Raw genomic sequence first — 23,893 nt, 5'->3', positions numbered from 1 at the left:
TCCGGCCATTGGACGAAGGGCCAGCGCAGATACTCGCCACGCCGGCCCCGGGGTCAAACCAACGCAGGGGCCGCTGGCCCCTTGACTCAGAACGAGTGGCGGATACCGAACTCGTAACCGGTGCTGCTGCCGCCGGCACGGGTCACGGCCTGACCCAGGTCAAAGGTCTTGCCGTTGTTCTTGTTGTCGATGCGTGCATAGTGGCCATAGAGCGCGGTGCGCTTGGACAGGTTGTGCACATAGCCCAGCGCCAGGTGGGACGCGTCGTTGGCCACGCCCGTGGCGCTCAGCGACGAGTAAGCCAGACGGACTTGACCCACACCGACGGGGATGTGCGCGCCGATCAGCTTGGTGCTGGTCTTTTGCGTGCCGGTGATGTTCTCACCCCACAAGGCCATGGCCTTGACCACGCCGAAGTCGTAGCTCGCGCCCACGTTGCGCTGGGTGTAGTTGCCCAGGGTGACGTTTTGCGTGCGGGTCGTGGCGGCCGCGATGTTGAACGGGCCCTGTTCGTAGCCCAGGCGCAGACCGCTCACGTTGCCGTCGTCGCTCTTGGCGCCAGCGGTCGAGGGGTTGTTACCCGAAGCCAACATGGCCTGACCATAGAAACCACCCAGCTTGGGCAGGAAGTAGCCCACCGAGTTGGAGGCGCGCACATGGGTGATGCGGGCGCCACTGGGCACGGGGTAGAACAGGAAGTTCGAGGCGCCGATGCCGTTGGTGCCGAAGGGGCTGAAGTTCGACAGGTTCCAGAACGCGGGCACGTAGTCACGGCCCACGCGCAGTTCACCCAGCGAGTTGCTCAGGCTGACCGTGGAACGGCGGCCAAACACCAGGCCGCCACCGCCAGCGGTGCCGCCGGGCTGGTTGGTCGTGCTGGTGGTGCCAGCGGAGCCATCCGGGGGATTGATCGCGCCTTCAAGCCAGAAGCTGGCCTTCATGCCGCCGCCCAGGTCTTCCACACCGCGGAAGCCGATGCGGCTGGACAGGTTACCGTCGCTGCCGACTTTGCTGATCGAGCCGTTGCCGTCGCTGTTCACGCGCAGGAAACCGCTGTCCAAAATACCAAAAATTTCAACGGATTGGGCGTTGGCACCGGCAGCGGCCAACAGGCTGGCGGCCGCGAGGGCCAGAGAGGTTTTTTTCATACGTAGGGTCTCCTTATGGGCAATGCGTCTTGGAGGACTGCAGCGCGATGCTACGAATCGGACCTGTCAATCGGCTGTCGAAAACGCCCAGAAGGCGTGTTTATGATGGCCTTGTCGCCTAACCGCCACAAACCAGGGGAATACCCTGATGCCCTTGATCCCAGCCCACGCCAAGCCATGAAGCTCTTGTTGATTGAAGACGACCGCTCGATGCAGTCGGCCCTGCAGCGGGCGCTGTCGCGGCGCCAGATCGAAGTCAGCCTATGTGAAGACGGGCTGCAAGCCCTGTCCCTGTGGCAGGAGCGTCAACCCGATGTGGTGGTGCTGGACCTCAGCCTGCCCGGCCTGGACGGCCTGCATGTGCTGGACCGCGCGCGCCGCGCAGGCTTGCGCACCCCCGTGCTGATCCTGACCGCGCGCGGCACCATCGGCGACCGGGTGATTGGGCTCAACAGCGGCGCCGACGACTACCTGGCCAAACCCTTTGACCTGGACGAGCTGGAGGCGCGCCTGCGCGCACTGCACCGACGCCAACAGCCCGCGCTGGCGGCGCCGACCGAAGCCCGCCAGGCGCTGGGTGACCTCGAATACGACAAGGACAACGGCGCCTTCTACCTGCGCGGCGAGGTGCTGGACCTGAGCCCGCGCGAGCTGACCTTGCTGCAGGCCTTGATCAGCCGTCCTGGCCATGCGGTGAGCAAGGAGCGCCTGTTTGCCCTTGTCTTTCCCGACGACGACACGGTGCAGCTGGAAGCCATTGAGGTCGTGGTCTACCGCCTGCGCAAAAAACTCAGCCAGGCCCAGGTCAGCCTGATGACCTTGCGCGGCCTGGGTTACCTGCTCAAGGCGGAATCATGAGCAATCGGCGCCTGTCCCTGCGCCGCTACCTTTTGCGTGGGCTGTTGCTGCCCATCGGGGTGTATGTGCTGATCAACAGCCTGACGCTTTACACCGACACCCAAAAAGCGGTGCAGGCCGCGTACGACCGCACCCTGCTGGCCTCGGCCAAGTCGATTGGCGAGCTGCTCACGGTGGAGGGCTACGACGAACAGGCCCGCTTGCAGGTGACCGTGCCGCACGCAGCGCTGGAGGCTTTTGAGACCGACATCCGCAGCCGCATGTATTACCGAGTCTCGGACGTCAACGGCCAATGGGTCAGTGGCTTCGAAGCCCTGCCCGCCTGGCCGCGCCAGCCCTTGCCGCCCAGCCCCTACTCCGCGCTGGTGCATTTTTACGACGACCTCTACCAGGACGACCCGGTGCGCGTGGCCGTGCTGCTGCAGCCCGTGGTGGGTGAACGCGGGCGTGGCATGGCCATGGTGCAGGTGGCCGAAACCGTGGGCCTGCGCCACACCATGGTGCGCGACATCATGCTGGCCTCGCTGCTGCGCCAGGGCGTGTTGGTGGCGGTGATCATCCTCATCGTGACCACGGTGGTGCAGCGCGCCACGCGACCGGTGCGCCGCATCAGCGCCGAGCTGCAACAGCGCCAGGAAGGCGAGCTCAAGCAGATCAGCGCGCCCGATGCGCCGCGCGAACTGCTGCCCCTGATCGAGGCCACCAACCACTTGATGGGGCGGCTGCAAAACCTGCTGGACCACCAAAAGCGTTTTGTGCGCGACACCTCGCACCAATTGCGCACGCCGCTGGCCGTGCTCAAGGTGCAGGTCCAGTCGGCCCTGCGTGGCGATGTCGAACCGCAGACCGCGCTGCTTGAAATCAACGCCACCGTGGAGCGCGCCACCCAACTGGCCAACCAGATGCTGGCCTTGGCCAAGGTCGAGCAACTGCGCCAGCAAAGCGACACCGAGCGCGTGGACCTGGCCGCCGTGCTGCGCGACGTGGCCCTGGACCTGTCACCCCTGGTGGCCGAACGCAGCCTGGACTTCGAATTGGAGGCCCCGACCCTGTACCTGCCCGCCCACGACTGGATGCTGCGCGAGCTGGTGCGCAACCTGCTGCACAACGCCATCCGCCACAGCCCGCCCGGTGGGCGCCTGCGCATCAGCCTCGACATTGAGCCCGAGCGGGCCGTGCTGACGGTCAGTGACCAAGGCCCAGGGCTGAGCGCTGGGCAGCGCGAGCGCCTGTTCCAGCCTTTCTGGACCGGTGAACTGCCCGGCGGCACCGGCCTGGGCCTGACCATCTGCCACGACATCGTGCAAGCGCTGCAGGGCCGCATCACCCTGAAAAACCGCGAACATGGCGGCCGGGTGCAAGGCCTGGACGCCTGTGTGCGCCTGCCGCTGGAGCGCCCGGCCCACCCACCGGCCGGCACGTCCGCCTGAACCCGCACTGCCCCAGAAGCCCCGCCCCGCGCTGGGCCAACGGGTGCAGGGCACAATTCAGGCATGAGCGAACTTGCCTCCCTGCGGCTGGACAAATGGCTTTGGTCCGCCCGCTTTTACAAAACCCGCAGCCTGGCGGTGGAAGAAATCACCAAGGGCCGGGTGTCGGTCAATGGCGCCAACGTCAAGCCCGCGCGTGAAGTGCGTCCTGGCGACACGGTGCAGCTGCGACAGGGTCCGGTCGAACGCACGGTGCAGGTGCTGGGCCTGAGCGCCCAACGCGGCCCGGCCCCCGTGGCCCAAAAACTGTACGAAGAAACGGCCGACAGCGTGGCCGCGCGCGAGCGGGCCGCCGAACAGCGCCGCCTGGCCCCCGAGCCGGCGCTGAGCTTGCAAGAAGGCCGGCCCACCAAGCGCGACCGCCGCCACATCGAGCGCAGCCGCGACTGGAACGAACGCTGGAGCGCCTCCATCGACTGAGGGCCAGGCCCCAGCCCGGGCTCAAGGCCGGCGGTAAGCCACTTGCTGCCGCGACCAATGCGGGGCCGTCAAAGGCTCCAAGCGCACCTGCCCCCCGGTGGACGGCGCATGCACAAAGCGCCCCTGGCCCACGTAAATGCCGGCGTGCGAGGTCTGCCCGCCGCGGGTGAACAACACCAGGTCGCCCGTGCGCCGAGAGGCGGGCGGCACCGGCCGGCCCCAGAACTGCAGTTGCGCCACGGTGCGCGGCGCCGGCAAGCCGGCCTGGGTTCGGTAGACGTGGCGAATCAAACCGCTGCAATCAAAACCCGACTCGGGGGTGTTGCCGCCGTAGCGGTAAGGCGTGCCCACCAGCCCCAGGGCATACAGCGTGACGGCCTGGCTGTCGGCTTCACTGAGCGTGGCTGGCACCTCGGCGGCCAACTCGGGGGAATCTTGCGGCTCGGGCGGCAGGGCCGTGGGCCTGGGCTGCGACTTCGGGGGCGACCCGGCGCAGCCCGCCAGGCCCAGCGCTGACGCGGCGCCCAGCCAGGCCAGCAAGTGGGTGCGCCGCGTGAAGGCCGGCTCCGCCGAAGCGGCCCGGCCAGGCCAGAGGCCTCGGGCGGTGAACGGAATCAGCAGACGCGGGTTCAGGCGGCTCATGACCTGCTTCAGCCTTTCTGGGGGGATGCGGGGCCCATGACAAGCGGGCCGACGCGGGCCATCTTAACGGCCCAAGCGCGGGACTGCAGGCAGGGGGCTGAAGCCAGCCCGCGCCCGGCTCCAACCCTGTCCAGCGCCCCTGCCGAGCACGCGGTTCAGACCGGCTGCGCACCGGCGCGACCGCCCTCAAAGCCCTGCAGCACATTGACCACATTGCGGCCAATGTCGTCCACCATGTAGCCGCCCTCCATCACGAACAGCGTGGGCAGGCCCCAGGCGGCCAGGGACTCGCCCAGGCGCACAAAGTCGGCACTCGCCAGGCGGAAGTGGCTGATCGGGTCGTGCTCAAACGTGTCCACGCCCAAAGACACCACCAGCACATCGGGCGCATAGGCCTGGACGCGCTGCGCCGCCACCTGCAAGGCCGCTTGGTAAGCCGGCCAGGCCGTGCCCTTGGACAAGGGCAGGTTGAAGTTGAAGCCCAGGCCCGCGCCCGCACCGGTTTCGTCGGCATGGCCTGAAAAATACGGGTAGCAGTGCACCGGGTCACCATGCAGGGACACGAAAAGCACGTCGTCACGCCCGTAAAAAATGCTTTGGGTGCCGTTGCCATGGTGGAAGTCCACATCCAGCACGACCACGCGCTGGGCGCCCTGGCGGCGGGCCTGCTGGGCAGCAATGGCCGCGTTGTTGAGGTAGCAGTAGCCGCCCATCATCTCGGGGCCGGCGTGGTGGCCTGGCGGGCGGCACAGCGCAAAGGCGGCCGGCGCGCCAGCCTGCACGGTGGCCATGCCGGTCAGGGCCAGATCGGCACTGGCGCTGATGGCGGCCCAGGTGCCGGCGGTGATGGGGCTGCCGGCGTCCATCGAATAAAAGCCCAGACGGCCATCGATGGTGGCGGGCTCCAGGTCGCTGCGCAGGTCGCGCACGGGCCAGATCAGGGGCAAGGCGTCGTGGGTCTGGCCGGTGGCGGTCCAGTCGCTCCAGGCCTGCTGCAAGAAGCGCACGTAGCGCTCGCTGTGCGCGCCCACATACAGGCTGCTGTCATGTGCCTGGCCTGGCTGCACCGCGCCCAGGGCGGCCTGGCGCACCTGGGCCAGGATGGTGTCGGCCCGGCCGGGGTTTTCGAACGAGGGCTTGATGGCCGCGTCCTTGAGTTCCACCCCATGGTGGCGTTGGTGTTCGGTGCTGTAGTAAGTGATCATGGTCGGACTGGGTGAAGGCGGCAGACAGCCCGCTAGTCTATGCAAAGCCAGGCCCCTTTCTGGCCAAGGCCACGGCCCCCATCTCCAGCGCCCTGGGCCCTGCCCGTGCGCTCACCCGCGCCGCCAAGTGGTGGCCAGGGCCGCCAACACCATCAAGCCGCCGCCCAACCATTGCAGCGGCGCCAGTTGCTCTTGCCACAGCAGCACCGCCCACAGCGCGCCAAACACCGGCTCGCTGCTCATCAGCAAAGCCACCCGCGCAGGGGGGCTGTGGCGCAACGCCCAGTTCTGCGCGAAGAAGGCGAACACGGTGCAGCCCAGCACCAGGTAGATCGCCGCCCACCAAAAGCCTGCCGCGCTGGGCAGCGCGGGCCACGCCCCGGGGCTGATGCCGGCCAGGGCTGCGCTGCCCAGCGCCACCACGGCGGCCTGCACCGCCGTCAGAGCCAAGGCTGGGGCCGGGCGGGTCTGGCTCAGGCGACTGGTCTCGCAGACCATCAGGGCGCGCAGCACCGCAGCCAGCAGGATCAAGACATCGCCCCAGACCCACTGCCCGGCCAGCCCCCCGCTGAGCAGCCCGGCCCCCAGCACCGAGCACAGCCCCCAGCCCAACACGCCCGCGCCGGGGCGTTGGCCCAGGCGCCACCAGGCCATCCACGGGGTGATGACCACGCACAGGCTGATCAAAAACGCCGCGTTCGAGGCTTGGGTGAGGCTCACGCCATAGGTCTCAGCCAGAAAGATGCCCAACAGCCAGGCCCCCAAGGGCACACCGCTGCGCCAGCTGTCGCGCCACTGGGCGGCATTCAGGCGCAGCAGCACCGGCAGCAGCACCACCAAGGTCAGACCAAAGCGCAGGGCCAAAAAGCCCAGCACCGGGTAGAACAACAAAGCGCCCTTGGCGACGCCATAGCTGCTGCCCCAGACTGCGGCCACCGCCAGCAAGGTGAGGTCCGACAAGCGCACACGGGCGGCATGGGAAATGGGTGACAGACGCAGGCTGGGCATGGGTGGGACCGGAACAATCAACAAGCGCCGATCTTCCATTGATGCACCTGACTTGATAATACAGCAAACAAGCCAAGCACCTGTTCCCAAAACACATGAATCTCCCCCTGGAATCCCTGCCTGACATGGCCGTATTCGCCCGCGTGGTAGAGGCGGGCAGCTTTTCAGGCGCGGCGCGCGCCCTGGGCCTGACCCCCTCGGCCGTGAGCCGGCAGGTGGCGCGCCTGGAGGCCCGATTGCAAGTGCGCTTGCTGGAGCGCACCACGCGCCAGCTGCGCCTGACCGAAGCCGGCAGCGCTGCTTATGCGCGCTGCCAAACCCTGGTGGGCGCCGCGCGCGAAGTGCTGGCGTTGAGCGACACCCACACCGCGCAAGCGCGCGGCCTGGTGCGCGTGAGCTGCCCCAAAGCGGTGGCGCGCCAGGTGGTGCACCCACTGATGGCGGGCTTTTTGCAGCGCTACCCCGAGGTCGATGTGCAGCTGATCGTCACCGACCGCGAGGTCGACCTGATGGCCGAGCCCATCGACCTGGCCATCCGCATCACCGACCACCCGCCCCCGGGCCTGGCCGGGCGGCCTCTGATGCGCATCCGCCACGGCATCTACGCCAGCCCACGCTACCTGGACGCGCAGGGCCGGCCCCAGCAGCCGCCAGACCTGGCCCAGCACAGCTGCCTGTACCTGGGCGAGCATGACAACGACCGCCGATGGCGCTTCCAGCGCGGTGCCGAGCGCGCCAGCGTGCAGGTGCGTGGACGTTATGTGGCCAACCACAGTGAGATTCGGCTTGAGGGCGCTTTGAACCACTTGGGCATCGCCAGCCTGCCTGGCTTTTGCGCTCAGGCCGCCCTGCAAAGCGGGGCCTTGGAGGAGGTGTTGCCAGATTGGGAACATCAAACCGATTACGCAGGCCAGTTCTGGCTGCTCTACCCCTCGCAGCGCTTTTTGCCAGCCAAGCTGCGGGTCTGGATCGACCACCTGGTGGCGGCCGTGGCGCCCAGCGCCTGAGCTTCAACCGGCCCGGACGGGCTGGCCGCGCTCGGCCTCGCGGTGGCGCTCGCGGCTGTTGATCACATGCAAGCGCATGGCCGCGCGCGCCGCGTCCGGGTCTTGCTGGGCGATGGCTTGGTAGACCTCTTCGTGCTCATGCACCACCGAGTCAACGTAGCGCCGCAGCCCTTGTTCAGGTGGCTCTTGGTGGCTTTGCCAGCAGCGCGGCAGGCTGGCCGGGCTGAGCGCCCCCATCATGGCCAGGTAATGCGGGTTGTGGGCGCAGCGAGCGATCTCGCAGTGAAAGCGGAAGTCTGCCGCCACCGGATCGCTGTGGCTGTGCCAGGCCTCGGCCACGGCGTCCAGGGCCTGGCGCAAGGCCAGCAGCTCGGCCGCACTGCGCCGCTGCGCGGCCATGGCGGCGGCTTCGGGCTCAATGCCCATGCGCAGCTCCAGCACGGCGATCAGATCGTCCAGGCTGGCGATGCGCTGCGGGTCCACGGAAAACGGCCGCGCCTCGCTGGGCCGGGCCACAAACGTGCCCAGGCCCTGGCGCGCATAGACCAGGCCCAGGGCCTTGAGGCGGGACAAGGCGTCGCGCACCACGGTGCGGCTGACGCCAAATTCGGCCATCAACTCGAACTCGCCTGTGACCTTATCGCCCGGGGCCCATTGGCCGCTGGCGATGCGGCGGGCCAGTTCATCCACCAGCTCCAGCGCGCGCGCGGGGTTGCTTTGACGGGGGGAAGGCGAGGAAGTCACGGCAGCTCACAAGCGAGACGAGGGTCGGTCGGGCACTGCCCCAGAGGGCAGCGACGAAAGCTCCGAGCATACCCTCAGACCCTGGCGTGGCTCCAGCCCGGGTTGCCCCTGAGAAACTCAGACGGCGCCGTGCGCTTCGACGTACAAAGCGTAGAGCGAATGGCAGCTGGCCATGTAGAGGCGGTTGTTCTTCGGGCCGCCGAAAGTGAGGTTGGCGCAGCGCTCGGGCAGGCGGATGAAGCCAATGGCCTTGCCCTGGGGGTTGAACACGCGCACGCCGTCCAGGTCTTCCGACTTGGCGTCCAGGGCACCGTTGCTGCCCCAGCCGCACCACAGATTGCCGTCGCGGTCGACCTTGAAGCCATCCAAGGCGCCTGGGCCGCCAGCGTCGATCAACTTGGTCTTGTTGCTGACACTGCCGTCGGCGGCCACGTCATAGCTCCAGATGCTGCGGAACGGCGTGCCCTTCCACTCCACCACGTAGAGCTTTTTCTCATCGGGCGAGAAGGCCAGGCCGTTGGGGTTGACGATGTCGGTGATGACGGCCTTGATCTGGCCGTCGGGCGCGATGCGGTAGACATTGGTGGTCGCCTGCTCGGGCTTGGCGCGCGAGCCTTCCCACTCGCCATTGATGCCAAACAGCGGGTCGGTGAACCAGATGCTGTCGTCGGACTTGACCACGATGTCATTGGGCGCGTTCAAGCGCTTGCCCTGGTAGCTGTCGGCCAGCACCTTGATGCTGCCGTCGAATTCGGTGCGGGTGACGCGGCGGGTGACCGAGTGCTCGCAGCTGATCAGGCGGCCTTGGCGGTCACGCACATTGCCGTTGGTGAAGTTGGCGTTGTCGCGGAAGACGCCGAAGCTGCCGTTGGTCTCGTCGTACTTCATCAAGCGGTTGTTCGGGATGTCGCTGAGCAGCAGGTACTTGCCAGCGGGGAAGTACGCCGGCCCCTCGGCCCAGCGCATGCCGCTGCCCAGTTGCTCGACCGAGCTGCTGTAGATGCGGTACTTGGCGAAGCTGGGGTCGAGGATCTCCACCGACACATCGGGGTAGCGCGCGTTGGGCTTGAAAGGCACGTTCTGGGCCGAGGCCAGGCCGCCGGCCACGGCCAGGCCAGCACCCGCTGCGGCCTTGAAAAAGTGGCGACGGGTGTCGTCGGTGGTGGATGTCGTCATGGGTGTCTCCTCTTGGGGTTTCAACAAAAAAGGGGGGCGCGATCGGGTGGGTGGGCTTCAGTCGGCGGTGATCTTGCCGACCTCGATCACCTTCTTCCAGCGCGCGAACTCGCTGGCCTGGTAAGCGGTGAACTGCTCGGGCGTGTTGCCCACGATTTCAAAGCCCAGCTCCAGCAGCTTGGCTTTGATGGCTGGGTCGTTCAGGCCGGCCACGATGGCGTCATACAGCTTGGCCTTGAGATCGGCGGGCAGGCCCTTGGGCGCAGCGAAGGCCTGCCAGGAGTAGACGGTGGCGCCTTTGACGCCCAACTCTTCCAAGGTCGGCACCTCCGGCAACAGGGGCGAACGCTTGGTACCCGTCACGGCCAGCGCGCGCAGCTTGCCGGCCTTGATGTTGGCCAGGCCCGTGTTGATGTTCATGAAGGTGGCATCCACCTGACCGCCCAACAGGTCGGTCATGGCGGGTGCGCCCCCCTTGTAGGGGATGTGCGAGGCCGTGGTGCCGGTCTGCTGCCAGAACAGCTCGGCCGTGAGGTGGTCGCTGGTACCGTTGCCCGCCGAGGCAAAGGTCATCTTGCCGGGGTTGGCCTTCTGGTAGGCCAGCACATCGGCCAGGGTCTTGTGCGGCGATGCCGCCGGCACGGCCAGCACATTGGGCGCCTGCACCGCGACGGTGATGTAGTCAAAGTCTTTGAGCGGGTCGTAGCCCAGGTTCTTCAACAAATGCGGGCCGATCACCAAGGGGCCCAGCGAGGTCACAAAGACCGTGTAGCCGTCGGGGGCCGAACGCTTGGCCGCCGTGGCGCCCACCGTGCCGCCGGCGCCAGCCTTGTTCTCCACCAAAAAAGTGCCGCCCAGCTTCTCTTGCAGCTTGGGCGCCAGCGAGCGGGCGATGAGATCGGTGGAGCCGCCCGGCGGGAAGGGCACGAGCAGGGTCACGGGCTTGTCTGGCCAGGCCAGGGCACTGCCCACGGCCAGGGTGGTGGCGAGGGCACACAGCAGCTTCTTCATGGTTTGTCTCCAGAGGGTTGTGAGGGGGGGCCGCCTGTCTCGCAGGCTTGTTGAACCGGCCCACCCAGGGGGCAAAGCGCGCTTGGCGCGGTGTGTCAGGTCACAGGGGCGGGGTTGAACAGCACCAGGGCGTTGTGCAGCTTCCACTGCTCGGCCCAGGTTTTTTGGCGGCCACTGGCCACTTCCAGCATGAGGTGGAACAGCTCCCAGCCCACTTGCTCGATGGTTTTTTCACCGCTGGCGATGGTGCCGGCGTTGACGTCCATGAGGTCGTGCCAGCGCCGCGCCAGGTCGTTGCGCGTGGCCACCTTGATCACCGGCACCTCGGCCAGGCCATAGGGCGTGCCGCGGCCGGTGGTGAACACATGCAGGTTCATGCCGGCGGCCAGTTGCAAGGTGCCGCAAATGAAGTCGCTGGCCGGCGTGGCGGCGTAGATCAGGCCTTTTTGCCGGAGCTTCTCGCCCGGCGAGATGACGCCGGTGATGGCAGCACTGCCGCTCTTGACGATGGAGCCCATGGCCTTTTCCACGATGTTGGACAGGCCGCCGAGCTTGTTGCCCGGCGTGGTGTTGGCGCTGCGGTCGACCCGGCCCTGGTTCAGGTAGGCGTCGTACCAGGCCATCTCGCGGATCATGGCCTCGGCCACCTCGGGGGTGGCGGCACGCGAGGTGAGCTGGTCGATGCCGTCGCGCACCTCGGTCACCTCGGAGAACATCACGCTGGCGCCGGCGCGCACCAGCAAATCGGTGCAGAAACCCACCGCCGGGTTGGCCGTGACGCCGCTGAAGGCGTCGCTGCCACCGCACTGCACGCCCACCACCAGCTCGCTGGCGGGCACGGTGACACGGCGGCGCGCGTTCAGGCGCTCGAGGTGCGGGCGCGCCTGGCGCACGATCGAGTCCACCATCGACATGAAGCCGACATGCGCGTTGTCCTGCAGGCACACCACGTCCAGGGCCGGCTCGGCGGCGCGCTCGTCCACCAGCGGGATCACACCGGGTGGCATCAGGCGCTCAGGCTGCAACTTTTCGCACCCCAGGCTGACCACCATCACCTCGCCACCGAAGTTCGGGTTCAGGCTGATGTTGCGCACGGTGCGGATGGGGATCACCGCGTCGGGCGCGTCGATGGCGACGCCACAGCCGTAGGTGTGCTCCAGCGAAACCACGTCGTCCACATTCGGGAACAGCGGCAGCAGCTCGCTCTTGATGCGCTGCACGGCAAAGCTGGTCACGCCCGCCACGCACTGCACGGTCTGGGTGATGGCCAGGATGTTGCGCGTGCCCACCGATCCGTCGGCGTTGCGATAGCCCTCGAAGGTGTAGCCCTCCAAAGGTGGCAGCACGGGCGGCTTGACGGTGGCGATGGGCAGACCTTCCAGCTCGCGTGCCGAAGGCATCTTGAGCAGGCGCTCATGCACCCAGCTGCCGGCGGCGATGGGCTGCAGGGCGTAACCGATGGGCACGTTGTAGCGCCGCACCACACCCCCTTCAGGGATGTCTTGCAAGGCCACTTTGTGGGCTTGGGGCACTTTCTCGCGCAGGGTCAGGCCCGACGCGAACACGGTGCCGGCGGGCAAACCGCCGTCGTTGACCACGATGGCCACGTTGTCGGCCTCGTGCATGGTGATGTAGAGCGGCTGGGCCGCAGCGGAGGCGGAGGCGTCAGGGGTGGTCATGGCGGGCAGGGAATTCAATGAAAAAGGTTCTATCAAGGACGCGGCACAGGCCAGCAGCGCTTCAAGGCCGTTTGCCAAACTCGGCGGCGCCTCGGGTCCAGGCCAGGGCTTGCTCGCTCAGGCTCAGACCCAGGCCGGGTCGGGTGGGCACCAGCATGCGGCCGTCGCGGATCTCCAGGCGCTCGTTGAACAGCGGCTCCAGCCAGTCGAAGTGCTCGACCCAGGGCTCGGTCGGGTAGATGGCGCCCAGGTGCACATGCAGCTCCATGGCGAAGTGCGGGCCCAGCATCAGGCCGGCGTGTTCCGCCTGCGCCGCGATCTTCAAGAAGGGGGTGATGCCGCCGACGCGCGGGCCGTCGGGCATCAGGTAGTCGGCCGCGCGGTGGCGGATCAGCTCAAAGTGCTCCTGGGTGCTGGTCAGCATCTCGCCCGTGGCGATGGGGGTGTCGAACTGCGCGGCCAGGGCGGCATGGCCCTCGAAGTCGTAGGCGTCCAGGGGCTCTTCGATCCAGACCAGATTGAACTGCTCAAAAATGCGGCACATGCGCTGGGCCGTGGGGCGGTCCCATTGCTGGTTGGCATCCACCATGATGGGCACCGCCTCCCCCAGCTGCTGGCGTACTGCGGTCAGGCGAGCGATGTCGGCCGCGCAGTCGGGCTGGCCCACCTTGAGCTTGATGCCCCCAATGCCGCGCGCCACCGAAGCCTGGGCATTGACCACCAGCTGATCCACAGGCGTGTGCAAAAATCCACCCGAGGTGTTGTAGCAGCGCACCGAGTCGCGTTGCGAGCCCAGGAACTTGGACAAGGACAGGCCCGCGCGGCGCGCCTTCAGGTCGTACAGCGCCACGTCAAAGGCGCCGATCGCCTGCACGCCCATGCCGCTGCGGCCCACCGAAGCGCCAGCCCAGCACAGCTTGGTCCAGAGCTTGGCGATGTCGCTGGGGTCTTCGCCCAGCAGGGCCGGGGCGATTTCCTGCGCGTGCGCAAACTGCCCGGGCCCCCCCGCGCGCTTGGCGTAGCTGAAGCCCAGGCCCCGGTGGCCGTCACGGGTTTCGATCTCGGCGAACAGCATGGCGATCTCGGTCATGGGCTTTTGCCGACCGGTCAGCACCTTGGCATCGCTGATGGGGTTGGCCAACGGCAAGTAGCACGAGGACACCCGCACCCAAACAATGCTGTCGGAGGAGGAGGTAGCGGTGACGGTAGCGGCGCTCATCAAAGGTCTTTCCTGAAGTGGCCCAGCCGGACAGCCCCACCGCCTGATCCAGGCTGGCGAGGGGTCCTCCCGCTGAGGCCCTGGGCAATGACAACGTTGTCATTGTCAAAAAATAAAAAGAAACCAAGGAAGACTCAAGGCCTTGAGGCCGGTGTTTTGTCTTTGAAATGGCTTCAGATGTCGAATGATATCGTTGTCATTCGTAAAATCAAGCCTCAGAACTAGGTAGTTCCCCCAGTTTCAAGCGAACCACTGTGCGGCACCGCTCCTGCAGAGCCAGCAGCCCTTCCGGATGCCGCAAAATGGCGGCCTGGTGTTGAGGCAAGCCCTCCAGCGCCACCCTGCCCTCCTTGCCTGCCCGCCCTTGACCATGAAACCCCAGCCCTCCTCCAAGGCCGCCACCCTGCACGATGTGGCGCGCATCGCCGGCGTGTCCCTGATCACCGCCTCGCGGGCCTTGAGCAAGCCCGAGCTGGTGTCGGACAAGACCATCGCCCGCGTGCAAGAGGCGGTCGCTCAGACCGGCTACCTGCCCAACCTGATGGCGGGTGGACTGAAGTCCAAGCGCAGCCAGATGGTGGCTGGCATCATCCCGGCCCTGTCGGTGGCGCAGTTCCTGCCCACCTTGCAAACGCTCACAGAGACCTTGGCCCAGGCGGGCTACCAACTGATCCTGGGCCAGACCGGCTACGACGTGGCGCGCGAAGAAGCGTTGATCAACACCATGATCAGCCGCCGCCCGGACGGCTTGTTCATGACCGGCCTGGTGCACGCGGCCGCCGCGCGGGCGCGCCTGCAGCAAGCCGGCATTCCGGTGGTGGAGAGCTGGGACTTCAGCGCGCAGCCGGTGGACATGCTGGTGGGCTTTTCGCACCATGACGTGGGCCGCGCCATCGCGGCCTTCTTTCGAGCCAAAGGCTGGCAGAAAGTAGGCATCGCCAGTGCCAACGACCCACGCGCGCGCCAGCGCTGCGAGGGCTTTGAAGCCACGTGGGGCCAGCCTGTGCCCACGGCCCTGGTGCCAGCCCCCAGCGGACTGGCGCGCGGTCGCGAAGCGCTGGGCACCCTGCTGGCGCAGTGCCCCGATCTGCAAGCGGTGTATTGCAGCTCGGACCAGATGGCCCAGGGCGTGCTGGTCGAGGCCCAGGCCCGGGGCCTGCGCGTGCCCGAGGACCTGGCCTTGTGCGGCTTTGGCAACGCGGAGTTTTCGGCCCACATGGTGCCTGCGCTGAGCACCGTGCATGTGGATGGCGCGGGCATTGGCGAGCGGGCCGCGCAGATGATTCTGCAGCGCTGCGCCGGCCAATCGGTGGAACAGCCGGTTCAGGACATTGGCTTTTCCATCATCGAACGGCGCTCCACCGAACGGGCACCGGGCTGAGGCAGCGCCACCGACTCACACAGGGTCGCGCCAGGTCAGAACAGGCGCAGCCCAGGACGCGGCGCCGGCCAGCTTAGAAGCTTTCCCAGTCGCTTTCGCTGCTCGCACTGGCTTTGGCCGGGGTCGGGCTGGGGGCGGCGGGCTTGGGGGCCGGCGCACTGCTGGACAGGGCTGCACGCGGGGCTGACGCTGGGCGCGATGCCGAGGCCAGGCTGCGTGGTGCGGGCGCAGCAGCCACAGCCTGTGGGCGCGACCGCGCCGGGGCCGCGTGGGCCGAGGGACCCGACACCGCTTGCCCCACATTGAACACGGACACCACCTCCGCCAGGCGCTGGGCCTGGTCGCGCAGCGACGAGGCGGCCGCTGCACTTTCTTCGACCAGGGCCGCGTTTTGCTGTGTCATCTGGTCCAGCTGGCTGACCGCCGAGTTGACCTGCGAAATGCCTTCGCGCTGCTCGCCCGATGAGGCCGAAATCTCGCCGATCAGGTCGGTGACACGGCGCACGCTGCTGACGATTTCTTCCATCGAAGCGCCTGCTTCAGCGACTTGCTGCGAGCCGGACTCGACCTTCTCCACCGACGCGTTGATCAGGCCCTTGATCTCCTTGGCCGCTTCAGCACTGCGCTGGGCCAGCGAGCGCACTTCACCAGCCACCACCGCGAAGCCTCGGCCTTGCTCACCCGCGCGCGCGGCTTCGACCGCGGCATTGAGGGCCAGGATGTTGGTCTGGAAAGCGATGCCATCGATGACACCGATGATGTCGCTGATCTTGCGCGAGCTGTCGGTGATGTGCTGCATGCTGGTCACCACCTGGCCCACCACCTGACCACCGCGTGTGGCAGCTTGGGCGGCGGTGCTGGCCAACTGGTTGGCCTGGCGGGCGGTGTCGGCGGATTGGTTCACCGTGCTGGTCAGCTGTTCCATGCTGGCCGCGGTTTGCTGCAGGTTGCTGGCGGTTTGCTCGGTGCGCGAGGACAGGTCTTGGTTGCCGTTGGCGATTTCCACCGAGGCGATCGACAGGGCATCGACCCCGGTACGCACCTCGCCCACCACAGAGCGCAGGCGGCGTGCCATGTCGGACATGGCATTGAGCAAGGCACCGAATTCGTCGCGGCGATCGGTCTGGGCGTCCTGCGTCAGGTTGCCCGCAGCGATGGCCTGGGCCATCTCCAGCGCTTGATTCAGCGGCTGGTTGATCGAGGCCACCAAACGGGCCACCACCACCAGCACCCCCACTGCCAACAACAGACCGACCACCGCACTGGTGATGGCATGGTCCCGACGCGTTTGATGCGCCTGCATCACCGAGGCGTCGCGGTTTTTCTCCAGCAATTGCACGAACTCACGTTGGTGCTGGATGTAAACGGTGGTCAGGGGAATCAGCTCTTTCTCCACCGTGTCGCGCGAGCCTGTCGCATCGCCCGCCTTTTTGGCGGCATTGGCCTTGCCCAGAGCGGCCAGCACGGGCTTGCGCTCCTCGGCCAGCCGGTCGATGGCCTGCTTTTCATCGCTGCGGACCGTGCTGTCCATCACCGCCTTGAGCATGACCGTGTTGCGCTCCACGAGCACCTTGCCGTCTCCGCCCAGGCGCTGCACCGAAGTGTCGTCCGTGGACAGGATGGCGGCGACCGTGGTGTTGAGCGCAGCCGAAGTGCCGTCGTTCCAACGGGTGGCCGCGAGCACGCGGGCATCTGTGGCCATCACTTCGTCCATGGCAGCAGACAGGGCGGTGTTGGAGCGGTATTGCGCCCAGCCCGCCATGGCCATCATGAGCACCACGAGGATGGAGACAGTAGCCCACAAACGGCGGGCAACGCTGATGTTGTTGAATTGCATGAGGAGAGCTCTTTCTTGAATCACTTCTTTTGCCTTGGCGAAACACCCACGTCAAGGTGCGCAAACCCTGAGGTCTTCGTGCGCCTTGGCCTGTGTTCACCCTGACGGGCTGCCTGCGCCATTTTCAGGCCTGGCGACGCCCCTCTACAGCTTCAATCCTAAAGTTTCGCGGCGACAGCGCCATGTCAGTCACAGCCGATCTCAAAACGATGGCAAGGCCAAGACGTCGCGCGTGTCCATGCCCGCCAACAGCTTGGGCGCGTCCAGCAAAATCACCATGCGCTGATCGACCGAGCCCATGCCGGTGAGGTAGTCGCTGTCAACGGCCGAGCTGAAGTCTGGCAGGGGCTTGATCTGAGCCGGGCTCAGTTCGATGACATCCGACACCGCATCGACCACCAAGCCCCAGACCTTGTCGCCCAAGGCCACCACCACCACCACGGTGAGGTCGTTGTAGGCCACGTGTTCGAGCGAAAAGCGCAGACGCATGTCGACGATGGGCACGATGATGCCGCGCAGGTTGACCACCCCCTTGATGAAGCTCGAGGCGTTGGGCAGCTTGGTGGGCGGCTCGTAGGAGCGGATTTCCTGCACATGCAGGATGTCCATGCCGTACTCCTCCGAGCCCAGCTTGAAAGCCAGAAACTCCTGGGGGGCTGCGGCTTGGCCGTGTTGAGAGGCGAGTGTGGAGGTGTTCATGGTGGGCTCAAAAAAGGGGTTGACGGGGGCCTTGGGCGGGGCTCAAAACGACTCCCAAGAGGCTTCGCCAGCCGCCTTGCTCGGGCCCGCGGTCCGGGCGGCGTGGCCGAGGGCGGGCTGAGCGGCGTTGCCAGACTGCGCACCCAGCGCGGCACGGGAGGCCGTCGGCTTGCGCACCGCGGGGGCGGCCGCAGGTGCAGCACGCGACCAGGCGGCAGACGCGTCTTCGTTGCCCAACTTGAACACCGAGACCAGATCGGCCAGGCGCTGCGATTGGGTCTTCAGGCTGTCGGCCGCCGCGGCGCTTTCTTCGACCAAGGCGGCGTTTTGCTGCGTGACCTGGTCCAGTTGATTGACTGCGTCGCCAATCTGGCTGATGCCGCTGCTTTGCTCTTGCGAGGCGTTGGAGATCTCGCTGATCAGCGAGCTCACCCGCTTCACCTGGTTCACGATGCCGTCCATGCTTTGGCCGGCCGCGTCCACCAGGGCGGTGCCGCTTTCCACGGTCTCCACGCTGGCACTGATCAGGCTCTTGATTTCCTTGGCGGCTTCAGCGCTGCGCCCTGCCAGGCTGCGCACTTCGCTGGCCACCACGGCAAAACCCCGACCTTGCTCGCCGGCACGGGCGGCTTCCACGGCGGCGTTCAGCGCCAAGATGTTGGTCTGGAAGGCAATGCCATCGATGACACCAATGATGTCGGCAATCTTTTTCGACGACGCCGAGATGTCCTGCATCGTGGCCACCACCTGGCCCACCACCGCCCCGCCCTGCTCGGCCGCGTCGGTGGCTTCGGCCGCCAGGCGAGTGGCTTGCACGGCGGTCTCGGCATTGGTCTTGACGGTGCTGTTGAGCTCTTCCATCGAGGCCGCCGTCTCTTCGAGGTTGCTGGCCTGTCGCTCGGTGCGTTGGCTCAGGTCGGCATTGCCCGTGGCGATTTCGGCCGAACCGGTGGCGATGCTGTCGCTGCTCAAGCGGACCTGGCCCACGATGTCGACCAGGCGTTCGTTCATGTGCTGCAAGGCGCGTTGGAGCTCTGCCGCTTCGTCGCGACCCACGATGTCGAACTGCGAGCGCAAATCACCCTGGGCCACCGCCTCGGCCACCACCACACTGGTGTGCAGGGGCACGGTGATGGAGCGGGTGACCACAACGGCCAGCAGCGCGCCCAGGGCCAGGGAGACGGCGATCACGCCCAGCGAAACCCACACGGCCTGCTGGTAGCTCACGGCGGAAGACGCGGTCGCGTTGTCCGCGCCGGTCACGTTGATATCGACCACTTTGCTTAGCGTGCCCAACACACTGGAAAAGGCCTTGGCCGCTTCACCGGTGGCCAGTTGGCGGCCCTCTTCACGTTCGCTCTCGCTGCCATTTCCCAGCGCGATCTGACGCTTCTCCAAACTCAAAAAGGCGTCCCACTCGCTGCGCATGGCCTCGTAGAGTTGGCGCTCTTCAGGCGAGGCGATCATGGGCTCGTACTGTGCGTAGAGCTTGGGCAGCTTGGCTAGGGCCGCGTCGTGTATCGCTTGCTGGGCTTGCCTGCCCTCGGGGCGGCTTTCGAGCAGGTGCCGCAGGCTGGCACGGCGAACTTCGTTCAAGGACGCACGGATATCGCCCAACACCTTCACGCTGGGCAGCCAATTGGTGCCCAAGTCTTTGGCGTAGAAGTTGGCCCGGCTCATCTGGTAGAGACCAAAGCCGCCCAGCAAGCTCAGCAAAAGCAAAATAGACGCAAAGGCCAAACCCAAGCGGGTGCCGATCTTGAACTGACGAAGTGCGTGCATGGAGCCTCCTGGTAAAAGCACGGGACAGATCCGAAATATGCGAAGCCGCCCGGATCAATTGACAAAATTATTCATCAATTTGATCACTTTTACAAGTATTTACGCCAGAAATTTGCTCACATTTCCCGAAATTTGACCTTCAAATATGATACTTTTTTGAATTCGTGCTTGGGTTTCAACAGATCCGCCATGGACGCCCCCGGCCAGCACCGGCTCAAACGCCGGGCCTGGTGAGCCCCCTCTCCCGGCTAGTCAAGCCGCAAAGCCGACACCAAACGGTCCGCCAACGCCTGGGCCTCGGCGTGCAAATGAGCGCCTTTGCGCACGATCAAGCCCAAAGTGCGGGAGATCCCGGGCTCCACCAGGTTCACCCCGCGCAGCCCGGTCTGTAAGGGGCCCTGCAAAGCCAGGGCCGGCAACACCGCCACGCCCAGCCCCGCAGCGACCAGGCTGAGCGCCCCGGTGACATGGTTGATCTCGTACTGGAGGTGGGGACGGATGCCGGTGCGCGCGATGGCGTTGTCGATCAGCAAGCGGTTGCCACTGGCGCTGGACACGGCGATCAAGGGCTCCTTGAGCAGGCTGCGCCAACTCACGGATTGACGCCGAGCCAGCGCATGCGCTTCGGGCACCACCGCCACATAGTGCTCGACCCGCACCGGCAGAAACTCCAGATCGGCTTCCTGGCTGCCCAGGAAGTTCAGGCCAAAGTCGGCGTGGCCATGCAGCACGCTGTCCAGCACGGTTTGCGCGCTTTCGTCGATCACCTTGACCCGAACCGCACTGTGCGTCAGCGCAAAGTCCTTCAACACCGCGGGCAGCACATGGTGGGCCACCGAGGGCACACAGGCCAGGGTCACCTTGCCAGTGCGTGCCACGGCCTTGGCCTCCAGGCCCAGGTAGGCCAGCTTCAGCTCCTCCATGACGGCGGTGGCATGGACCAGCAACTGGCGCCCCTCGTCGGTGAGCGCGACGCGGCGTGTGGTGCGCTGAAAGAGCTGGGTTTTGAGCTCGGCCTCGAGCTTCTCGATGCGCCGGCTCAGGGCCGGCTGGGAAATGAACAGGCTTTCTGCGGCCGCCTTGAAGCTGGACTTGTCCGCCACCGCCACAAAAGCCTGCAGTTCACCGAAATCTAGGTTGATGCGCATGGAGCATCAATCTATCAGATCAATGCAATTGATTTCATTCGCTACGACTTGCATCATCCCGCCCCGTAGACCCCAGCCCGGCTGCCCGTGGCCGGCGCTGAATGGACCTCACGCGCTTCACCCCAAAACAGAGATCCATGGATCTGAGGAGACTGACATGAAACCCATCACCAACGCCCTGCGTGGCGCCCCCCTGCTCGCCCTGGCCTGGGCAGCCGGCACCTGCCAGGCGCAAAGCAGCGTCACCATTTACGGCATCATGGACGCGGGCGTGCGCAGCACCACCGGCATGGACCCCAGCAACAACCGCTCTGCGGGCGACGCGAACATGGTCAACAGCGGCATCAACACCACCAGCCGACTGGGCTACCGGGGTGTGGAAGACCTGGGGGGCGGACTGCAAGCCCTGTTTCAGTTGGAGTCGGGCCTGAACATCAACACCGGGGCCACCTCCAACACCAGCAAATTCTTTGACCGGGGCGCCTACACCGGCCTGCGCGGCGACTTGGGCACCGTCACGCTGGGCCGGCAAAACACCTTGCTGGCCGATGCCGTGGGTTCCGCAGACCCCTTGGCCACGCGCTTTGCCAGCCTGAACTCGAACGTGGCGATTTCGGCGCTGAGCTCGCACCAACTGGGCACCGAGTACGGCGCTTCGGGCTCCAGCACCGGCACCTACCGCCTGGACAACTCGGTCAAGTACGCCTACAGCCTGGGCGGCACCACCGCCCGCGTGATGCATGCTTTTGGCAACCAAGCCAACAGCAACAGCAAGCTGTCCTCCGACGGCGCCAGCCTGGAGTACAAGGGCGATGCGCTGCAAGCCGTGTTGGCCTACTCGCAGTTCAAGACCGTGACCGGTCTGTCGCTCAAAGCGTATGTCAGCGGTGTGGCCGTGCCCGTGGGCGCAGGCAAGGTCAATTTGACCTACAGCGGCCACACCGCAGACACCTCGGCCACTGCCAAGACCCGCAACCAGGTGCTCAGCCTGGGCGGCACCTGGCCGCTGACGCCGCAGCTGGACCTGTTGGTGGGTCACTACCGGGTGAACCGGGCGCGCACCGCCAATGTGGACGACGGCTACAACCGGACCATTGCCTTCCTCGAGTACAAGCTGTCCAAGCGCTCCCTGGTGTACCTCGAGGCCGACAGCACGCAGTGGAAAAACAACTACCAGGGCACGGGGCTGAAGAGCAGCAGCACGGGCCTGTCGGCTGGCATCAAGCACTCGTTCTGACGGCGTGGGCCGGCGGCCATTCCAGCACCCGGACCATAGCCTCGCGCTCAGGCCCAGGGCTCGGTGGGCGCCAGCCCCGCTTCATGGCCGAATGCCTCAGTAGAGGTACCCCACGGTCAACAAGGCGGTGCGCGGCGTGCCAACAGCCACCGCTTGGGCAACGCCGCCCACGAAGTAACGCTGGTCCAGGACGTTCTTCACGTTGAAGGCCAGGCGCCAATGGGCCCGTTGATAGGCGACGCCCACATCGGCCACTGTGTAGCCCGGTACCTCATAGGTGTAGGCGCGGGCCGGGCCCTGTCCACGCGCGCCAGCACTCAGCGACCACCCCCGCCGATCCCCCTGGAATCGGTAACGAGACGACAACGTGAAGCTGTGCAGCGGAACGTTGTTGAGAGACTGCCCCACCGTCGCGGCATCGGCGGCGCCCGCTGCGGTGATGCGGGCATCGGTGTAGGCATAGCCGCCAAAAAGACTCCATCCGACCCCGAAGTCCGCCGTCACGCCCAGCTCACCGCCTTGGGTTCTTTGCTCGCCCACGGCAATGCTGTAGGCCGAGTTGTTGGGGTCGGTCTGCAACACATTGCGGCGCCGCAGGTCGTAGACCGCTGCGGTCAAGGACGCGCGCGGACTCAACTCCCACTTGAGCCCGGCCTCCAACTGGCGGCCCGATTCGGGGGCAAAGGTCTGGTTCTGAACGTCCAGGCCAGTGTTGGGGAAGAAAGAGGTGGCGTAGCTCAGGTAAGGTCGCACACCCGGCAGCACTTCCACCATGAGGGCTGCGGAGCCGGTGGTGGCCGTGGCCGGGTTGGACTGGGACACCCCGTTCAGGCGGTTGTCTGAGGTCACCGAGACCTGGTCGCGCCTCAGGCCCAAGACCAGGCGCACCTGAGGGGTGAGCAGCAGCTGGTCCCGCGCATAAAAGCCCAGAGACCGGGTCGTCACCTGGCTGTTGGTTCGGTAGGCCGACGGGCAAGTGATGGTGGCACCGTAGACGGGCTGATAGACGTTCAGGCTGGCGACGGCGCAGGTCTTGGAAAGGGTGCTTTCGGTGTCGCGAGCGTAGTCCGTCCCCAAGGTCAGCTCGTGGGTGCCCCATGGGCTGTGCAGGGTCTTCTGTAACTGGGTGTCCAGGGCATCGTTGCCTCCGTCGTACTGCTGGTCGGTCACCGAGCGGCGCAGGGTGAACCCGTCGGACGCCAGACTGGAGATGGCGGTCAGTTGCCCCGACAAGGACGACTTCTGGTGGCGTGCGTTTTGGCTCAAAGTCCAGCCCGAATCAAAGCGGTGGATGAGCGCATAACCCAGACGTGATTGGTAACCCTGGTAGGGGCGTTGTGTGGTTTCACCCGTGAAGCGACTCAGCGGCAACAGGCCTCGTGCGTTGGCCAACACCGAGCCCGACACAGGCAGGCCCTGCTGACGCACATAGTCCCGTTCCTGGTAGCTGGCCAGCAGGGTGAAGTCCGTCCGGGCCCCCAGGTCCAAGCTCAGCGCTGGGGCCAGGTAGCGGTTCTTGAAGAAGACATGGTCAGTGGCATCGTCCGAATTCATGACCAGTCCGGTCAGGCGCAATGCGGCCTTGCCCTGATCGGACAGCGGCTGGTTGAGATCGAAGGTCGTCTGACGCAGACCGAAACTTCCGACTGTGGCTTCGCTGCTGGCCATTGCCTCGCGCCCGGGCCGCTTGCTGCTCATGCTGACCAGGCCACCGGGCAGCACGCGGCCATACAGGAGCGAAGCTGGGCCTTTCAGAACCTCCACGCTCTCGACGCCAAAGAGCTCCTGCGCCACGCGGTTGTTGGCACTGGTTCGCAAGCCGTCGATGAACACCGCATCGGAGGCTGTTTGGCCCCGGATGATCATGTCATCCCAACCTCGGCGCCCGAAGTTCTGCGACACCACGCCGGGGACGTTCTGCAACGCATCGCCCAGCGCCATGGCCTGCTGGCTGTCCAACAGCGCACGCGGCACCACTGTGATGGACTGCGCTTGTTCACTGAGGGGGACGTTGGAGCGACTCACCCCCGGAGGCGCGGCCGCCTTGAAGGCTTCGGCGTCATCTGGGGACGCTTGAACACGAACTTCTCTGAGCAAGGTTCCCTCGGCCGCGGGCTGCACCTGCGCCTGCGCCGGAACCCAACCGGCCTGGGAGACGAGGCAGAACACGCCGCAAATGATCTTGTTTTCCATGCACTGACA

At 66.1% G+C, this 23,893-nt stretch carries 20 protein-coding genes; 6 read left to right on the top strand and 14 right to left on the bottom strand.

The features are described 5' to 3' along the window. Positions 1-86 precede the first annotated feature (86 nt). Positions 87-1,148: a porin gene (locus PSQ39_RS09165; protein WP_273926467.1), complete on the bottom strand. Its 1,062-nt coding sequence runs from the start codon at positions 1,146-1,148 to the stop codon at positions 87-89. Positions 1,149-1,325: 177 nt separating this feature from the next. Here PSQ39_RS09165 and PSQ39_RS09160 point away from each other — a divergent pair, with 177 nt between their 5' ends. The 3 genes from PSQ39_RS09160 (at position 1,326) to PSQ39_RS09150 (ending at position 3,916) form a co-directional block, all read left to right on the top strand. Then, the gene (locus tag PSQ39_RS09160) at positions 1,326-2,006 is read left to right on the top strand and encodes a response regulator (protein ID WP_273926466.1); all 681 of its coding nucleotides are present in this window, start codon (positions 1,326-1,328) and stop codon (positions 2,004-2,006) included. Continuing rightward, entirely contained in the window at positions 2,003-3,436 is a 1,434-nt protein-coding gene (locus tag PSQ39_RS09155; RefSeq protein WP_273926465.1) for a sensor histidine kinase, read from the top strand. Before PSQ39_RS09160 ends, PSQ39_RS09155 begins: the two co-directional genes overlap by 4 nt. A 63-nt stretch (positions 3,437-3,499) precedes the next feature. Continuing rightward, a complete protein-coding gene (locus PSQ39_RS09150) occupies positions 3,500-3,916 on the top strand; it encodes an RNA-binding S4 domain-containing protein (protein ID WP_273926464.1) in 417 nt (138 codons plus the stop codon). A 21-nt stretch (positions 3,917-3,937) separates the two neighbouring features. Here the strand turns inward: PSQ39_RS09150 and PSQ39_RS09145 are convergent, their stop codons facing one another. From PSQ39_RS09145 to PSQ39_RS09135, 3 genes are all read right to left on the bottom strand, one after another. After that, entirely contained in the window at positions 3,938-4,558 is a 621-nt protein-coding gene (locus PSQ39_RS09145; RefSeq protein ID WP_273926463.1) for a C40 family peptidase, read from the bottom strand. Positions 4,559-4,713: 155 nt separating this feature from the next. Next, positions 4,714-5,763: a histone deacetylase family protein gene (locus PSQ39_RS09140; protein WP_273926462.1), complete on the bottom strand. Its 1,050-nt coding sequence runs from the start codon at positions 5,761-5,763 to the stop codon at positions 4,714-4,716. 111 nt (positions 5,764-5,874) lie between these two features. After that, entirely contained in the window at positions 5,875-6,771 is an 897-nt protein-coding gene (locus tag PSQ39_RS09135) for a DMT family transporter (RefSeq protein ID WP_273926461.1), read from the bottom strand. Between the two features lie 125 nt (positions 6,772-6,896). On the opposite strand from PSQ39_RS09135, the gene PSQ39_RS09130 reads away from it, so the two are divergent. Beyond that, positions 6,897-7,778, top strand: coding sequence for a LysR family transcriptional regulator (locus PSQ39_RS09130; RefSeq protein WP_273926460.1), 882 nt, complete (start codon positions 6,897-6,899; stop codon positions 7,776-7,778). A 3-nt stretch (positions 7,779-7,781) separates the two neighbouring features. Here PSQ39_RS09130 and PSQ39_RS09125 read toward each other — a convergent pair whose 3' ends face one another. The 5 genes from PSQ39_RS09125 to PSQ39_RS09105 form a co-directional block, all read right to left on the bottom strand. Continuing rightward, positions 7,782-8,522: a FadR/GntR family transcriptional regulator gene (locus PSQ39_RS09125; RefSeq protein ID WP_273926459.1), complete on the bottom strand. Its 741-nt coding sequence runs from the start codon at positions 8,520-8,522 to the stop codon at positions 7,782-7,784. Positions 8,523-8,639: 117 nt separating this feature from the next. Next, positions 8,640-9,698 carry an SMP-30/gluconolactonase/LRE family protein gene (locus PSQ39_RS09120; RefSeq protein ID WP_273926458.1) on the bottom strand — a complete coding sequence of 353 codons (1,059 nt, stop codon included), beginning with the start codon at positions 9,696-9,698 and terminating at the stop codon, positions 8,640-8,642. Between the two features lie 57 nt (positions 9,699-9,755). Beyond that, complete coding sequence (locus PSQ39_RS09115; RefSeq protein ID WP_273926457.1) at positions 9,756-10,709, bottom strand: Bug family tripartite tricarboxylate transporter substrate binding protein; 954 nt, start codon at positions 10,707-10,709, stop codon at positions 9,756-9,758. A gap of 95 nt (positions 10,710-10,804) precedes the next feature. Then, a complete protein-coding gene (garD, locus tag PSQ39_RS09110; RefSeq protein WP_273926456.1) occupies positions 10,805-12,388 on the bottom strand; it encodes a galactarate dehydratase in 1,584 nt (527 codons plus the stop codon). 61 nt (positions 12,389-12,449) lie between these two features. Next, positions 12,450-13,607 carry an L-talarate/galactarate dehydratase gene (locus PSQ39_RS09105; RefSeq protein WP_273926455.1) on the bottom strand — a complete coding sequence of 386 codons (1,158 nt, stop codon included), beginning with the start codon at positions 13,605-13,607 and terminating at the stop codon, positions 12,450-12,452. Positions 13,608-13,977: 370 nt separating this feature from the next. On the opposite strand from PSQ39_RS09105, the gene PSQ39_RS09100 reads away from it, so the two are divergent. Beyond that, positions 13,978-14,988: a LacI family DNA-binding transcriptional regulator gene (locus PSQ39_RS09100; protein WP_273926454.1), complete on the top strand. Its 1,011-nt coding sequence runs from the start codon at positions 13,978-13,980 to the stop codon at positions 14,986-14,988. Between the two features lie 73 nt (positions 14,989-15,061). Here PSQ39_RS09100 and PSQ39_RS09095 read toward each other — a convergent pair whose 3' ends face one another. The 4 genes from PSQ39_RS09095 to PSQ39_RS09080 form a co-directional block, all read right to left on the bottom strand. Continuing rightward, positions 15,062-16,825 carry a methyl-accepting chemotaxis protein gene (locus PSQ39_RS09095; RefSeq protein ID WP_273926453.1) on the bottom strand — a complete coding sequence of 588 codons (1,764 nt, stop codon included), beginning with the start codon at positions 16,823-16,825 and terminating at the stop codon, positions 15,062-15,064. 201 nt (positions 16,826-17,026) lie between these two features. Then, on the bottom strand, positions 17,027-17,524 hold the full coding sequence (locus PSQ39_RS09090; RefSeq protein WP_273926452.1) for a chemotaxis protein CheW: 498 nt from the start codon (positions 17,522-17,524) through the stop codon (positions 17,027-17,029). A gap of 42 nt (positions 17,525-17,566) precedes the next feature. Next, positions 17,567-19,306: a methyl-accepting chemotaxis protein gene (locus PSQ39_RS09085; protein WP_273926451.1), complete on the bottom strand. Its 1,740-nt coding sequence runs from the start codon at positions 19,304-19,306 to the stop codon at positions 17,567-17,569. Between the two features lie 248 nt (positions 19,307-19,554). Continuing rightward, positions 19,555-20,454 carry a LysR family transcriptional regulator gene (locus PSQ39_RS09080; protein ID WP_273926450.1) on the bottom strand — a complete coding sequence of 300 codons (900 nt, stop codon included), beginning with the start codon at positions 20,452-20,454 and terminating at the stop codon, positions 19,555-19,557. 157 nt (positions 20,455-20,611) lie between these two features. Between PSQ39_RS09080 and PSQ39_RS09075 the strand changes: the two genes are divergently transcribed. After that, positions 20,612-21,691, top strand: a complete 1,080-nt coding sequence (locus PSQ39_RS09075; RefSeq protein WP_273926449.1) for a porin — start codon at positions 20,612-20,614, stop codon at positions 21,689-21,691. 96 nt (positions 21,692-21,787) lie between these two features. Here the strand turns inward: PSQ39_RS09075 and PSQ39_RS09070 are convergent, their stop codons facing one another. Then, on the bottom strand, positions 21,788-23,884 hold the full coding sequence (locus tag PSQ39_RS09070) for a TonB-dependent siderophore receptor (RefSeq protein ID WP_273926448.1): 2,097 nt from the start codon (positions 23,882-23,884) through the stop codon (positions 21,788-21,790). Positions 23,885-23,893: the final 9 nt, after the last annotated feature.

Source organism: Curvibacter microcysteis (genome assembly GCF_028649455.1).
In the GTDB taxonomy this organism is placed as follows: domain Bacteria; phylum Pseudomonadota; class Gammaproteobacteria; order Burkholderiales; family Burkholderiaceae_C; genus Curvibacter; species Curvibacter microcysteis.
This window is presented reverse-complemented; position numbering and strand designations above follow the sequence as displayed.